At 43.4% G+C, this 15,108-nt stretch carries 13 protein-coding genes; 12 read left to right on the top strand and 1 reads right to left on the bottom strand.

Going from position 1 to position 15,108, the window contains the following annotated elements; all coding sequences use genetic code 11:
* Window positions 1-560: 560 nt before the first annotated feature.
* From EL244_RS14800 to EL244_RS14750, 11 genes are all read left to right on the top strand, one after another.
* Window positions 561-1,604, top strand: a complete 1,044-nt coding sequence (locus tag EL244_RS14800; protein WP_039854762.1) for a rod shape-determining protein — start codon at window positions 561-563, stop codon at window positions 1,602-1,604.
* Window positions 1,605-1,687: 83 nt separating this feature from the next.
* On the top strand, window positions 1,688-2,671 hold the full coding sequence (mreC, locus tag EL244_RS14795; protein WP_006814249.1) for a rod shape-determining protein MreC: 984 nt from the start codon (window positions 1,688-1,690) through the stop codon (window positions 2,669-2,671).
* Window positions 2,672-2,715: 44 nt separating this feature from the next.
* A complete protein-coding gene (gene mreD / locus EL244_RS14790; RefSeq protein WP_006814248.1) occupies window positions 2,716-3,204 on the top strand; it encodes a rod shape-determining protein MreD in 489 nt (162 codons plus the stop codon).
* Between the two features lie 35 nt (window positions 3,205-3,239).
* Complete coding sequence (locus tag EL244_RS14785) at window positions 3,240-3,827, top strand: Maf family protein (protein ID WP_126461876.1); 588 nt, start codon at window positions 3,240-3,242, stop codon at window positions 3,825-3,827.
* Complete coding sequence (rng, locus tag EL244_RS14780; protein WP_006814246.1) at window positions 3,824-5,293, top strand: ribonuclease G; 1,470 nt, start codon at window positions 3,824-3,826, stop codon at window positions 5,291-5,293. The genes EL244_RS14785 and rng overlap by 4 nt, the downstream gene beginning before the upstream one ends.
* Before the next feature lie 23 nt (window positions 5,294-5,316).
* Window positions 5,317-9,111 carry an AsmA2 domain-containing protein YhdP gene (gene yhdP, locus EL244_RS14775; RefSeq protein ID WP_126461874.1) on the top strand — a complete coding sequence of 1,265 codons (3,795 nt, stop codon included), beginning with the start codon at window positions 5,317-5,319 and terminating at the stop codon, window positions 9,109-9,111.
* On the top strand, window positions 9,111-9,950 hold the full coding sequence (gene nit1 / locus EL244_RS14770) for a deaminated glutathione amidase (RefSeq protein ID WP_006814244.1): 840 nt from the start codon (window positions 9,111-9,113) through the stop codon (window positions 9,948-9,950). The genes yhdP and nit1 overlap by 1 nt, the downstream gene beginning before the upstream one ends.
* Window positions 9,951-9,971: 21 nt before the next feature.
* Complete coding sequence (tldD, locus tag EL244_RS14765; protein ID WP_126461872.1) at window positions 9,972-11,417, top strand: metalloprotease TldD; 1,446 nt, start codon at window positions 9,972-9,974, stop codon at window positions 11,415-11,417.
* 97 nt (window positions 11,418-11,514) lie between these two features.
* Window positions 11,515-11,994: a ribonuclease domain-containing protein gene (locus EL244_RS14760; RefSeq protein ID WP_006814242.1), complete on the top strand. Its 480-nt coding sequence runs from the start codon at window positions 11,515-11,517 to the stop codon at window positions 11,992-11,994.
* Between the two features lie 11 nt (window positions 11,995-12,005).
* Window positions 12,006-12,287, top strand: coding sequence for a barstar family protein (locus EL244_RS14755; RefSeq protein WP_126461870.1), 282 nt, complete (start codon window positions 12,006-12,008; stop codon window positions 12,285-12,287).
* Window positions 12,288-12,374: 87 nt separating this feature from the next.
* The gene (locus EL244_RS14750; protein WP_039854759.1) at window positions 12,375-12,938 is read left to right on the top strand and encodes an RBBP9/YdeN family alpha/beta hydrolase; all 564 of its coding nucleotides are present in this window, start codon (window positions 12,375-12,377) and stop codon (window positions 12,936-12,938) included.
* Between the two features lie 42 nt (window positions 12,939-12,980).
* Here the strand turns inward: EL244_RS14750 and yjgA are convergent, their stop codons facing one another.
* Window positions 12,981-13,526: a ribosome biogenesis factor YjgA gene (gene yjgA / locus EL244_RS14745; protein ID WP_006814239.1), complete on the bottom strand. Its 546-nt coding sequence runs from the start codon at window positions 13,524-13,526 to the stop codon at window positions 12,981-12,983.
* Between the two features lie 163 nt (window positions 13,527-13,689).
* Between yjgA and pmbA the strand changes: the two genes are divergently transcribed.
* Window positions 13,690-15,030, top strand: a complete 1,341-nt coding sequence (pmbA, locus tag EL244_RS14740) for a metalloprotease PmbA (protein ID WP_126461868.1) — start codon at window positions 13,690-13,692, stop codon at window positions 15,028-15,030.
* Window positions 15,031-15,108: the final 78 nt, after the last annotated feature.

Genomic DNA, 15,108 nt, shown 5'->3' with positions numbered 1-15,108 from the left:
TAAAATTGTTTTCCTTGACCCCATTATGGTGTTTGCATTTTTACTTGTGTAATTAATTTGTAAAAATGCATTTTTTTACTGGCATAACTAGGCTTTTATCATGCAAAATGTCCTACTCTGACTTATACATCGGCATATAGATATATTTAAGCCTTATTTTTGGTTGATAATAGAATTCACTAGATTTAAGTTCACTTATTTTGTTGGTAAAAAGCGGGTTGTATAGCAATAATTAAAATAGATAAATTATATTTGAACTTGTAGGCGTTAAAGCTTGTCACACTGGGAAGACCATAAAGATGGAGTATATAACAACCAGATGGCTGTCCTTGATTTGTGCGTGAATAGTTTTCGATAACAGTAACGTATGAATTAGCGGTCGCTTTCGAGGTTTTTATCTGCTTCGTTTAGTATAGAAGCATGTACAATATTAGTATGTGAAAATAAATGAATTAACCATATTTATGAAGTGATTGATTTACGCCTTGAGGCAACTTCAAGTGGTTGGTAGAGTAGACGGGTTTTTATTCGTCCCCAGCTTGCAGGATAACCCTTTCGTTATGTTTAAAAAATTTCGTGGCATGTTTTCTAATGACCTGTCGATTGACTTGGGTACTGCCAATACCCTCATTTATGTCAAAGGACAAGGCGTCAAATTAAATGAACCTTCTGTTGTCGCTATTCGCCAAGACCGTTCCGGTTCGGCAAAAAGTGTTGCTGCGGTTGGTGGTGAAGCTAAGCAGATGCTGGGGCGTACACCGGGTAACATTTCAGCTATTCGCCCAATGAAAGATGGGGTGATTGCTGACTTTTTCCTAACCGAAAAAATGTTACAACACTTCATTAAGCAAGTTCACAGCAACAGTTTCTTACGCCCAAGCCCACGCGTGTTAGTTTGTGTGCCTGTCGGTGCAACGCAAGTTGAGCGTAAAGCCATCCGCGAATCAGCATTAAGTGCCGGTGCTCGCGAAGTCTTCTTAATTGAAGAGCCTATGGCGGCTGCAATCGGAGCTGGCTTACCAGTATCTGAAGCAACGGGTTCTATGGTGGTGGATATCGGCGGTGGTACAACTGAAGTTGCCGTTATCTCCCTGAATGGTGTTGTTTACTCTTCTTCTGTACGTATTGGTGGTGACCGTTTTGACGAGTCAATTATCAATTACGTGCGCCGTAACTATGGTTCTCTGATTGGTGAAGCGACTGCTGAGCGAATCAAACACGGAATCGGCTCGGCTTTCCCAACTGATGAAGTTTATGAAATTGAAGTTCGTGGTCGTAACCTTGCTGAAGGCGTACCTCGCGGTTTCAAAATGAACTCCAACGAAATCTTAGAAGCGTTACAAGAACCGTTAACCGGTATTGTTAGCGCGGTTATGTTAGCGTTAGAACAGTGTCCACCAGAATTAGCCTCTGATATTTCAGAGCGTGGAATGGTATTGACGGGCGGTGGTGCTCTCCTGCGTAACTTAGATCGTTTATTAATGGAAGAGACTGGTATCCCAGTTATCGTTGCTGAAGATCCTTTAACCTGTGTTGCCCGTGGTGGCGGTAAAGCGTTAGAGATGATTGATATGCACGGTGGTGACTTGTTTAGCGAAGACTAAATCACGCCATAGGCAACTGGAGTTTTGCTCCAGTTGCTTTGACTATTTTTTTATTCTCCGACATTAGCGAAACGTAGCCATACATGAAGCCAATTTTTAGGCGAGGTCCTTCCCTACAGTTACGCATTTTTATTGCAGTTATAATTGCATTAGTGCTGGTGGTGATTGACCATCGTTTTGAGCCTTTCAATAAAATCCGTAATTATTTAGACACGGCGGTTAGCCCATTCTATTTTTTAGCCAACGGACCTCGTCAGTTTCTTGATAATATCTCCGAGAACTTTTCAACTCGAGACCAACTTCAATTTGAAAATAAAGCGCTACGCCAAGAATTACTGCTGAAAAAAGCAGATAACTTACTTCTTGAGCAATTGAAGCAAGAAAATGCCCGTCTGCGTGAATTACTGGGTTCTCCACTACGCCAAGATGAACACATGATGGTGACCCAAGTCATTTCAGGCGCAAATACGCCTTACCGAGATCAAGTTGTGATCGATAAAGGGAGTAATGACGGTGTTTATGATGGGCAACCTGTTATCAGTGATAAAGGGGTTGTTGGGCAAGTCGTCGGAACCAGTAATTTCAATAGTCGCGTATTATTAATTTGCGACACTGCGCATGCTCTACCAGTACAAGTCCTACGCAATGATATCCGAGTCATCGCTGCGGGTTCCGGTTGTGCCGATGATCTACAGTTGGAGCCTCTGCCAGAAAATACGGATATCCGTGTTGGTGATGTGTTAGTGACGTCAGGATTAGGGGGACGTTTCCCTGAAGGTTATCCAGTTGCGGTTGTTTCGGCGGTCAAACACGATACACAACGTGCGTATACCATTATTTCAGCAAGACCAAGTGCTGAGTTACAACGTCTACGTTATTTGCTCCTTTTATGGGGTAATGAAAGTGATCCTAATACGGCATTGCGGCCTTCGGATGTTTACCGTGCTGCAAATGAGCGCTTGATGAAAGTCTTGCCTCAAGTTCTCCCAACGCCGAGCGAAATTCAGGGGCCACCATTACCATCATCCATGCAACCCGCTGAGCAAGCGGCGCCTCAACCACAATAAGGAATAGGCGAATTGTATGGTATTGGGTAGGAGGATTAACAACAATGGATGAGTACCGCGGTAATGGTCGCGCCATTATTTGGTTATCATTTTTTATCGCACTGATTTTGCAGGTGATGCCTTGGCCTGAGCAGCTAGCATTTTATCGACCAACATGGCTGCTATTGATTTTAATCTACTGGGTGATGGCATTACCGCATAGAGTCAGTGTGGGAACCAGCTTTATCTTAGGGATCATTGTCGACTCTATTCAAGGCTCTGCGTTGGGCGTTCATGCCCTGTCATTCAGTATCATTTGCTATTTGGTTGCCTATAAACATCAATTACTACGTAATATGGCACTTTGGCAGCAAGCTTTAGTGATTGTTTTACTGACCGCCGTACAAGATTTGGCTGTTTTTTGGGCTGAATTTATCTCTTCGCAGGTATTATTCCATCCTCAAGTATTCTGGAATAGTTTAGTGAATGGTATTCTGTGGCCATGGTTATTTTTGCTATTACGAAAAATTCGTCGCCAGTTTTCAGTATGTTAAGATGTGACTGTTGACGATAACTGGAAAGACGATTTATGAGCTTAATTTATCTGGCATCAGGTTCACCTAGACGGCGTGAATTAGTGCAACTCCTTGGTTACCAATTTGAAATTCTACGCCCTGACGTAGAAGAAAAATGGCAAGTTGGAGAATCACCGCAAGAGTATGTACAGCGCTTAGCGCGAGATAAATCATTAGCTGGCGTTGCGATTGCTCCAGAAAATCACCCTGTTCTAGGGGCTGATACCATTGTTGTGCTTGATGGGAAAATATTAGAAAAACCCAGAGATTCCGCTCATGCCCAACAAATTCTCAGTGACCTTTCTGGTAAGACGCATCAGGTGATGACTGCGATTGCATTGTCGAACTCTCATGAAACATTGACCGCATTGATTACGACAGATGTGACATTCCGCGAGTTATCTTTAACTGAAATACAGGATTATATAGATTCCGGTGAACCGATGGATAAAGCGGGCGCTTATGGAATTCAAGGCCTTGGTGGACGCTTTATACGCCGAATCAATGGCAGTTATCATGCAGTAGTGGGTTTACCACTTGTGGAAACGGAAGAGTTAATACAACGATTTTTAGCGTTAGGTGATGGGAAGGGGAAGTCATGACTACGGAACTATTAGTAAACGTAACACCATCTGAAACGCGCGTTGCTTACATTGATGGTGGGATCTTACAAGAAATACATGTTGAGCGAGAAGCGAAAAGAGGACTGGTAGGGAATATTTACAAAGGTCGCGTGAGTCGCGTATTGCCTGGCATGCAGGCGGCCTTTGTTGATATTGGTCTGGATAAAGCCGCCTTTTTGCACGCCTCTGATATTATGCCGCACACAGAATGTATTGCGGGTGATGAACAGAAAAATTTCCATGTAAGAGACATTGCGGAGCTGGTTAAGCAAGGTCAAGATTTGATTGTTCAAGTGGTCAAAGATCCTCTAGGAACTAAAGGGGCTAGACTCACAACAGATATCACGCTTCCTTCTCGCTACTTAGTGTTTATGCCCGGAGCTTCTCATGTCGGTGTTTCTCAACGTATTGAAAGCGAAGCAGAACGTGAGCGCTTAAAAGCGTGTGTCGCTCAGTATTGTGACGAAAATGGCGGTTTTATCATTCGTACAGCTGCAGAAGGCGTAGCTGAAGACGATGTGAAACAAGATGCGGCGTTTTTAAAACGCCTGTGGGCAAAAGTCATCGAGCGTAAAAAGCGTAATGTCACTCGAACGAAAATTTACGGGGAGCTTTCATTAGCCTATCGGATCATTCGTGACTTTGCTGGAGCATCATTAGACCGTATTCGTGTAGATTCCCGCTTAACCTATTCAGAATTAAAAGAGTTTATTGCTGAGTATGTTCCTGAAATGACAGCAAAACTGGAACTCTATCAAGGCAATCAGCCAATCTTTGACTTGTTCGATGTGGAAAATGAAATTCAACGAGCGATGGAGCGAAAAGTTGAATTGAAATCGGGTGGCTATCTGATAATTGATCAAACTGAAGCCATGACGACCATTGATATTAATACCGGCGCTTTTGTTGGTCATCGTAATTTGGAAGAGACGATTTTCAATACCAACATCGAAGCAACCCAAGCCATTGCTCGTCAGTTACGATTGAGAAATTTAGGGGGCATTATCATTATCGACTTTATCGATATGATTGATGTAGAGCATCGCCGCCGAGTTTTAGCCTCGCTCGAACAGGCATTGAGTAAAGATAAAGTCAAAACCACCATCAATGGTTTTTCTCAGCTAGGATTAGTTGAGATGACACGTAAGCGTACCCGTGAAAGTCTTGAGCATGTTCTCTGTGATGATTGCCCGACTTGCCAAGGACGCGGTACCGTTAAATCAGTCGAAACCGTGTGCTACGAAATCTTGCGCGAGATCGTGCGAGTACATCGTACCATTGATGCAGACCGATTCTTAGTCTACGCTTCTCAAGCCGTGGTTGATGTGCTCACTGGAGACGAATCCCACGCATTAGCGGAAGTGGAAATTTTTGTAGGGAAACAAGTTAAAGTGCAGATTGAGCCGTTATACAGCCAAGAACGCTTTGATGTTGTCATGATGTAGTATTTCGCTTTAAGGAGAAACTGGTGAAACGACTGCCACGTGTAGTTCTCGTGACAACTGCTGCTGTATTGTTGCTGTGTGCGTTGGTACTCACCAGTTTGCGTTTCCTATTACCTAATATTAATAATTATCGTCCAGAAATTATCAGTTACATTGAAAAAAAGGGCGATATCAAGCTACAGATTGGTGAGATTGCAGGAGCATGGCGCTATTATGGTCCTGAAATTATCATTCACAATGTCTCTCTAAAGAGTGCCTCTACTGATGTCGACGTGAATAAAGTCACGGTAGAATTAGACATTTGGAACTCTTTATTTTCTCTTCGTTGGCGCTTTCGTGACCTCACTTTTTATCAACTCAATGTGGATCATAAAGTTCCTCTCAGTCTTGACGGGTCTGAAGAAGAAACCAATTATGATGCGATTGATGACTTATTTTTACGTCAGTTCGACCATTTCATTTTAAAAGATAGCCAGTTAACGTTTCTGACCCCATCAGAACAGAAAATGACGTTATTGCTACCTGAACTCTCTTGGTTAAACGAGAGTGAGCGCCACCGAGCTCAGGGCTTTGTTAGCCTTGAAACACTGAATAAACAGAATAGTTACCTGCAAGTAAAGTTGGATGTCTCTGATAAAAATGGCGTTTTAAGTGACGGTGTTTTTTATCTACAGGCCGATAACATTGATATGCAGCCATGGCTCAGTCAGTGGTTGCGCGAAAATACCGGTCTTCGTGATGCTAACTTCAGCCTCTCATCTTGGGTCACCCTTAAAAATAACCGTATTGATATGGGGCTGATCCAGCTACGTCAAGGAGAGGCAAACTGGGGTGAGAAAGACTCAGCACAAAACCTGCAAGTTAATGATTTATTAGTTCGAATGAAGCGTCAGGGCAATGGCTGGTTATTCAATATTCCGGAGCTGGATACTCTGAAAACCAATGAATATATCTGGCCTCAGGGCAGTGTTTCTGTGCTCTATCTACCTTCATCAGCTAAGTATCAAAATAAAGATCACTGGCGAATTCGTGCCAAAAATATTGAATTAGAACGTCTCAGTGAAGTTCTCCCCACATTCTCATTTGTCACCCCTGAAATGGTACAAGATTGGCAACATCGTCAGCCAACAGGGGTCGTCACTGAATTCTCTCTCGATCTCACTCAAGATCTGCAAGATCATATGCAAATCAGTATGGATTGGCAGGATGTGAGCTGGAAAAAATGGAAAGAATTACCCTCTGTGAACCATTTTTCAGGGGTTTTAATGGGGAATTCTCAGGAAGGAAATCTCTCTTTTAGCCTGAAAGATAGCATTGTCGATTATCGTGATGAATTTAAAGCGCCTTTTGAAATTAGCAGCGCTAAAGGTAAATTACATTGGGTCAACAATGACAGTGAATTCAAGTTATGGGGGCCTTCCATTGATTTACAAGCCAACTCTGTCTGGGCCAATGGATCATTTAGCTACGCTCAAGCAAAGAAATCGGATGTTACGGATTTAGCCATTTTACTGGGAATTAGTACGGATGATGCGGGGAATGCATGGCGTTATTTCCCTCAAAAATTGATGGGACAAGAGGTTGCGGATTATCTGACGAAAGCGATTATTGCTGGGCATGTCGATAATGCAACGTTGGTGTACAAAGGCAATCCAGAGCATTTCCCTTATTACAAAAATGATGGTCAATTCCAAGTGTATGTCCCTCTACGTGAGGGAACTTTTGAGTATGATGACCAATGGCCTGCGCTACTAAATTTAGACCTCGACCTTGATTTTAGCCGTGCTGGGCTGGCGATGCATACCGACTCCGTGAAATTAGGGGACGCCACCGCCACCAACCTGAATGCGGTTATCCGTGACTACAGCGATGGCATGCTGCATATAGATTCAGGCGTGACGGGTACAGGCAAACAGATCCAAGAGTATTTCACTCATACTCCACTGAAACACTCTATCGGGGATACTCTTGACGAGTTGCAAATTGATGGCACCGTCACGGGTAATTTAGATCTGGCAATCCCTCTGGTTGCTGGTAAAGATGTAGTGGCTAAAGGGCAAGTCAATCTAAATAAAAATAATGTATTTGTTCGCCCCATCGACAGCACTCTTCATGGGCTTACTGGTAGCTTTAAATTCACTAATGGGGATTTAGTGAGTGATAAAATTACCGGGCAGTGGATCGGTCAGCCGGTATCTCTAGATTTTACGACCTTAACACGCCCCAAAGATTACTTAGTGGACATTAATCTAGGCGGTAGCTGGGAATTCGCCAAGTTACCGATAGAGTCCCAAGAATTGAAAGGAAAAGTCACTGGGATCAGTGATTGGAAAAGCCATATTAATATTACTATTCCTGAATCCAGCAAACAGGCTACAGGATTACAAATTGAAATTACCGCCGGTCTTAATAAGCTAAAAAGCCAATTGCCAGCACTTAATACGGCGTTATTAACGCAGCTTGGTAACGTGAATGTTGAAGCTAAAGGTTCCACGGAACAACTGGTTATTGGCGGTGATATCGGTCAACGTCTTGGCTTTAATACCGAATGGCGTTTCGCGAGTGAGCCATTGAAGTTATTAAAGGCTCATATCTCAGCGTGGAATAATAAAATACCTGAGTTACCGGCTAACTCGGTCATTTTAGTGGATTTACCTGCGGTGAATGATGTGAACTGGGAAAATTTAGCCAGTGGTTTCCTCGCTTCTCCTGCTAGCGATAAAGTCGCCAAAGTGGCTTTACCTGACATGCTTGAAGTCAAAGTACCGTCAATCTACCTCGCTGGACAGTATTGGAAAAACCTAAGTTTTTCATACGATTTACATCGTAATGAACAATTAATCCGTGTTGATAGTGAGAACTTAAAAGGTACTCTACAAACGTACAGTAAACAGTATTGGGCGCTAAATATTGATTATCTCTATTACAACCCTGAATCTTCAACTACCGCAAAAGACGATAAGGTTAAACCTGAAACGTTCAATTTTAGTGACTGGCCACGAGTCAATATTTATTGTGCAGATTGTTGGGTCGGGGGGCAAAAATTGGGCGAAATTAGTGCCAAAGTGATCCCTGAAGACCTCCATACATTGAAGCTCACTGGAGGATCGTTAAAAAATAGTGCCTCTGATCTGAAACTGGATGCAATATGGCGTAGTGGGCAAGAAAATAAAACCGAAATTGCAGGCTCACTAACGGGAGACGCTTTCGATGAAACGGCAGCTTATTTTGGTGTATTGGTTCCGATCATTGACTCTCCTTATGTCGTCGAGTTTGACTTGAATTGGATAGACGTTCCTTGGTCGCCAGATTTGCCAACACTAAACGGTAAAATGTCGGCCCAGTTAGGCAAAGGGGCGATTGCTCACATGGGCGGGGGACGTGCAGGTCAACTTCTCCGTTTAGTCAGCTTTGATGCTTTATTACGTAAATTACAGCTCGATTTTCGCGACACGTTCAGTAACGACTTTGATTTTGATTCCATCAAAGGTGACGCGACCATTAAAAATGGTACTCTAACCTCGAAAAATTTATATATCGATGGATTATTGGCAGATATTGCACTGAATGGGGACATTGATCTGGTTAACCGCCAATTAAATATTGAGGCGGTTATCACCCCTGAAATTTCTGCTACAGTAGGTGTAGCCACCGCATTCGTGATTAACCCATTTGCTGGGGCAGCAGTGTTTGCGGCATCGAAAGTCCTTGGCCCGCTATGGAGCAAAATTTCGGTCATTCGTTATCGTGTCACTGGCAGTGTGGATGAACCAAAAATTGATGAAGTATTACGTCAGCTTAAGGAGACTCAAGAGTAATGAAAACGGGTAATGTTGCACTTTTGCAGTTATGCAGTGGAGATAATACGAAGCACAACTTGGCACAGATCGAGCAACAAATTAAACAGTTGCCTGATACCGTGCAGTTAGTACTAACTCCCGAAAACGCATTGCTATTTGCCGATGCTGCAACCTATCGTAAAAAGGCTGAAACAGAAGGCAAAGGCCCATTACAAGACGCTATTCGCGCGATGGCTATCCGCTATAAAGTTTGGATCCTGATTGGGTCGATGCCATTGATTAGTCGTGAAGATCCGACACGTATTACTAGCAGCAGTTTACTGTTTGATGCCGAAGGCAATATCACCGCACGCTACGATAAAATTCACATGTTTGATGTGAATATTGAAGATGAGCAAGGTGAATATAACGAATCTGTGATTTATCAACGGGGTGAGCATATCACGGTTGTGGATACCCCCGTGGGACGTTTAGGTTTAACTATCTGTTATGACCTACGTTTCCCTGGTTTATTCCAAGCATTGCGTGAGCAAGGTGCGGAAATTATTTCGGTTCCCGCTGCATTTACTCGCTATACAGGGCAAGCCCACTGGGAGCCTCTGTTAAGAGCTCGTGCAATTGAGAACCAATGTTATGTATTAGCACCAGCCCAAGTGGGAGTTCATGGAACTCGTCGTACATGGGGACACTCTTTAGCCGTCGATGGTTGGGGTAAAGTGATGAAAAAAAATGTCGATGCAGTATCGGCATTGGTTGTGAATATTCAACCGGAAAGTTTAAATGTCATGCGTCAACAAATTCGAGTGGTAAAACATAACCGCTTTAGACCGCAATTGACGTCATTAATTAAAAAATAAACGATAAAAAGAGTAACGAATATGAGTTTAGCTTCTGTCAGCGAACAATTGCTGACTGCCAATGGTCTTAAACAAGATAATCTGTACGATATTTTAACGCTTTTATCTGAGCGTCGTGTGGATTATGGGGATCTGTTTTTTCAGTCTAGTTACCATGAATCATGGGTATTAGAAGACCGAATTATCAAAGATGGTTCCTACAATATTGACCAAGGTGTGGGTGTTCGAGCGATCACAGGTGAAAAAACAGGGTTTGCATATGCAGACCAAATTTCCTTGTTAGCACTGACCCAAAGCGCAACAGCGGCACGGAGCATCGTGACTGAACAAGGTTCTGGAAAGTCACAGATCTTAACCAATGTTGACTACAAAAAACTCTATTCAGAAGCGGATCCTTTACAAAGTTTACCACGTGAGCAGAAAATTGAACTGTTACATCGTGTGGACCAAGTCGCGCGAGCAGAAGACCCTCGTGTTATTGAAGTCAATGCCAGCTTAACCGGTGTCTATGAGCAAGTCTTAGTCGCTGCCACTGATGGAACGTTAGCCTCGGATATTCGTCCTCTGGTGCGTTTATCCGTTAGTGTGCTGGTGGAACATGATGGTAAACGTGAGCGTGGCGCAAGTGGTGGCGGTGGTCGCTATGGTTACGAATACTTCCTCGAGATTCATCAAGGGCAGGTTGTCGCGGAACAATATGCTCGCGAAGCCGTGCGTATGGCGCTGGTAAATCTTTCTGCGATTGCGGCTCCTGCGGGAATGATGCCCGTGGTATTAGGTGCAGGCTGGCCGGGTGTTTTACTGCATGAAGCGGTAGGTCATGGACTTGAAGGGGACTTCAATCGCCGTGGTACTTCAGTATTCTCCGGCAAAGTTGGCGAGCAGGTGGCATCTTCACTTTGTACTGTCGTGGATGATGGCACGATTGTTGGGCGCCGTGGTTCATTAGCGGTGGATGATGAAGGTGTACCGGGTCAATATAATATCTTGATTGAAAACGGTATTTTACGGAATTACATCCAAGATAAACATAATGCTCGCTTGATGGGCGTTGCTCCAACGGGAAATGCACGTCGTGAATCTTATGCACACTTGCCAATGCCACGCATGACCAACACCTACATGTTGGCAGGGCAGTCCACACCGGAAGAGATCATTGCGAGTGTTGAAAAAGGTCTATATGCACCGAACTTTGGTGGCGGACAAGTGGATATCACCTCGGGTAAATTTGTATTCTCAACGTCAGAAGCTTACTTAATTGAGAACGGTAAAATTACCTCGCCAGTGAAAGGCGCAACCTTAATTGGTTCTGGTGTAGAAGCGATGCAACAGATCTCCATGGTTGGTAATGACCTTGCACTAGATAAAGGCGTTGGTGTGTGCGGTAAAGAGGGACAGAGTGTGCCTGTTGGTGTTGGGCAACCTACATTGAAACTCGATAAAATGACTGTCGGCGGCACGGCGTAATTACGGATATATTAAGCTTTTCTATTTAATCGCCCTAGTTGCCTGTGCCACTAGGGCGATTGCTTATCAGCTTATAATCCAAATAAGGTAGAAAAAGATGAATAAACGCGTTATTTCATTAGTTTTAATGGCAATTTTAATTGCGGTTAGCCTCTATTTTAAAGGTGGAGAGCAACCTGCGACGGAGCCAGCGGCGAATTCGCCATCCCATGAAGTTGCCGCATCAAAAGAGATGCCGAAAACGATTGACCAACTGACCGCGCAAAATAATGTGGTCAGCTTTATGGAGAAATACCAAAAGTTGCCGGCATTCTATATCACTAAAAAACAGGCACGAGAAGCCGGCTGGGATGCGAAAAAGGGCAATCTTTGTGATGTATTGCCGGGCAGAGCTATTGGTGGCGACCGTTTTTCTAATCGTGAAAAACGCTTGCCGATGACAGACAGTCGCCAATGGTACGAAGCGGATATCAACTATCGCTGCGGGCATCGCGGTGCTGACCGTTTACTCTATTCATCGGATGGCATGATTTTTGTCACGACCGACCACTATAAAAGCTTCCAGCAAGTCAAATAATGGACATTCCGATGAACAATAACGTTATTTTTGATTTTTGCCAGATAAGGGATCTCGAGGATTTTTATTGTCAATTCCAGCAAAAACTCTCGCTACCTTCTTGGTTTGGGCATAACCTCGATGCATTATGGGATATGATTTCCGGTGAGATTGAGTTACCGATGACAATAATTTTTAGTCATTTGAGCCTAGCGCAGCAGCACCAATTTGCGGAAATTATTGATCTGATGAACGAGGCTGAGGATGAATTAGAAGGGCGTTTTATCTTTCTGTTAGATATCCCTGAAAGCTGAAATAGTGTGGTTTATCTCTTTTAACGTAGGTAATACACAATGCAGAGTAGTAATCTTTTCCATGAAAATGATATTGAGGAGCCGGTAATGAAAGGCAAAAAAATTATTATTGTTCATGGCTATACAGCATCACCTGAGAAAAATTGGTTTCCTTGGCTAAAAGAAGAATTAGAGTCTTTAGGGGCGATAGTGACTGTGCCTGCCATGCCAGAGTCTAATTTTCCAGACCCTCAAAAATGGCAACAACACTTGCTCAATTCTCATATTCAGTTTGATGAAGATACTATCCTGATTGGCCATAGCCTTGGTTGTGTTACCGTTTTACGCTTTCTTGAACAACAAGTACCTCAAGGCGTTAAAATCGGGGGATATGTATTAGTGGCAGGCTTTGACCATAACCTTGAAACATTACCTAGTTTAGAGTCTCATACTGAGGTTTTATTGGATTATCGTAAGTTAACTCATATCGCAAATAAACGAATATCACTGATTTCATCCAATGATCGGGTGGTGGAGCCGCAAGCATCAAAAGATTTAGCTTGTGCACTACAAGCAGATATAGTGATTGAAGAAAATGCAGGGCATTTTTTAGATAGGGAAGGGTATACCGAATTCCAAACATTACTGAATATCTTAAAAACACAGTTTTAAAGATAACTCCCCTATAATCATCGCGATATAGGGGAGTATTCGCTAGATACTGTCAGAAAGCTCTTTCAAATATTGAAAGATTTGACGGAATGCTTTTGGTGGTTTGTTCGCATCACGCTCTTTTTTCGCATTACGTACCAGTGCACGTAACTGCTGACGGTCAGTGTGTGGGAATAGCGCAACAACCTCTTCAATCACCTCATCACCACCTGCCAGCAAGCGAGTGCGCAGATCTTCCAATTTGTGGAAAATCACGATTTGCTGGTTATGGCGGTTCTTCAGTTTATCTAGAGCTTCTGTGATCGGTTCAACTTCACGAGAACGTAGCAGTTTACCGATAAGTTGTAACTGACGACGACGTCCTTCTCGTTTTATTTTCTGGGCTAGCTCTACCGCTTCAAGCAATTGAGGATCTAATGGGATACGCTCAAGTTCATTTTTACTTAAGTCGACAAGCTCGGCCCCTAATTTTTTGAGGATCTCAGCATCGCGTTTAATTTCGCTTTTACTGACCCAAATAATCTCATCGTCCTCGTCTTCTTCGGGCGCTGGGATATCATCCAGCCAGTCATCAGGCTGTTTGGCCATAGGGATTTTCCTTTTTACTAAACGCAGAGATGATCTACGGCGTTATGAGTGTTAACATTCTTACTATTAACGCTATTGTAACTGGGAAAGCCCCCTTATGACTACTTAACATTGATATGTCTAGGTAGAAAATTACTTTTCCCCACTTTATTGGACTAAATGCATGAGTGTCACTGAACAAGTTACCGAACAACGTAAAAAATTAGAAGAAGCCGTCGCCCACGCATTGGAGTATGCCAAAAGTCGTTGTGACGCTGCTGAAGTTGCTGTTAATAAAAGCACTGGAATTAGCGTTAGTACTCGCCAAGGTGAAGTGGAAAATGTTGAATTTAATAGTGATGGCGCATTAGGCATTACGGTTTACCATAAACAACGTAAAGGTAGTGCTTCTTCAACCGATTTGAGTAATGAGGCTATTGAGCGTACGGTGCAAGCTGCTATCGATATTGCATGCTATACCTCAGAAGATCCTTATGCCGGTCCCGCAGAAAAATCTTTATTGGCATTCGATGCCCCAGATTTGAATTTATTCCAAGCCAGTGAATTGTCTCCAGAAGACGCGATTAAATATGCATCCATCGCTGAAATGACGGCTTTGAAAGCAGACTCTCGGATTATTAATACCGAAGGCGGCAGCTTTAATGGCCATTATGGTATCCGTGTTTTTGGTAACTCACATGGCCTACTGAAAAGCTACAGTTCCAGCCGCTATTCTATGTCGAGCTGCGTAATCGCCGAGGAAAATGGTCAAATGGAGCGCGATTATGCCTATACCATTGGTCGTAGCATTGATGCGCTGAAATCCGCTGAATGGGTTGGGCAAGAATGTGCTCGTCGTACATTATCGCGCTTATCACCACGTAAGTTACCAACCATGAAAGCCCCTGTAATTTTTGCCTCAGAAGTGGCGACAGGGTTATTTGGTCACTTGGTGGGGGCGATTAGCGGCAGCAGTATTTATCGAAAATCATCATTTTTACTCGATAGTTTAGGAAAACAAATTTTACCGAGTTGGTTGACCATCAACGAGCAGCCACATTTAATGGGAGGGCTAGCGTCTTCACCGTTTGATAGTGAAGGTGTTCGTACCACTGAGCGTAATATTGTAGAAAATGGTATTCTGCAAACATGGTTAATGACCAGCTACTCAGCAAGAAAGTTAGGACTGCAAAGTACCGGTCATGCGGGTGGCATTCATAACTGGCGCATCGCCGGTCAAGGGTTATCATTTGATGCATTATTAAAGCAGATGGGAACCGGGTTGGTTGTGACTGAGCTAATGGGGCAGGGTGTTAGTGGCATTACGGGGGATTATTCTCGCGGCGCATCGGGTTTTTGGGTTGAGAACGGTGAAATCCAATACCCTGTTAGCGAAATTACGATTGCGGGTAATCTAAAGGATATGTGGATGAATATGGTCACTATCGCAGATGATATTGAAACCCGTAGCAATATTCAGTGTGGTTCTGTATTGATCCCTGAAATGAGTATTGCAGGGGAATAATTTCTTTCTGGCAACAAAAAGGCACTCAATTGAGTGCCTGAATACGCCGGAAGACTAACGAGAATTTCTTGGTGGAAA

Source organism: Providencia rustigianii (assembly GCF_900637755.1).
GTDB lineage: Bacteria > Pseudomonadota > Gammaproteobacteria > Enterobacterales > Enterobacteriaceae > Providencia > Providencia rustigianii.
The sequence above is the reverse complement of the archived record's forward strand: the minus strand, read 5'-3'. Positions and strand labels throughout refer to the sequence as shown.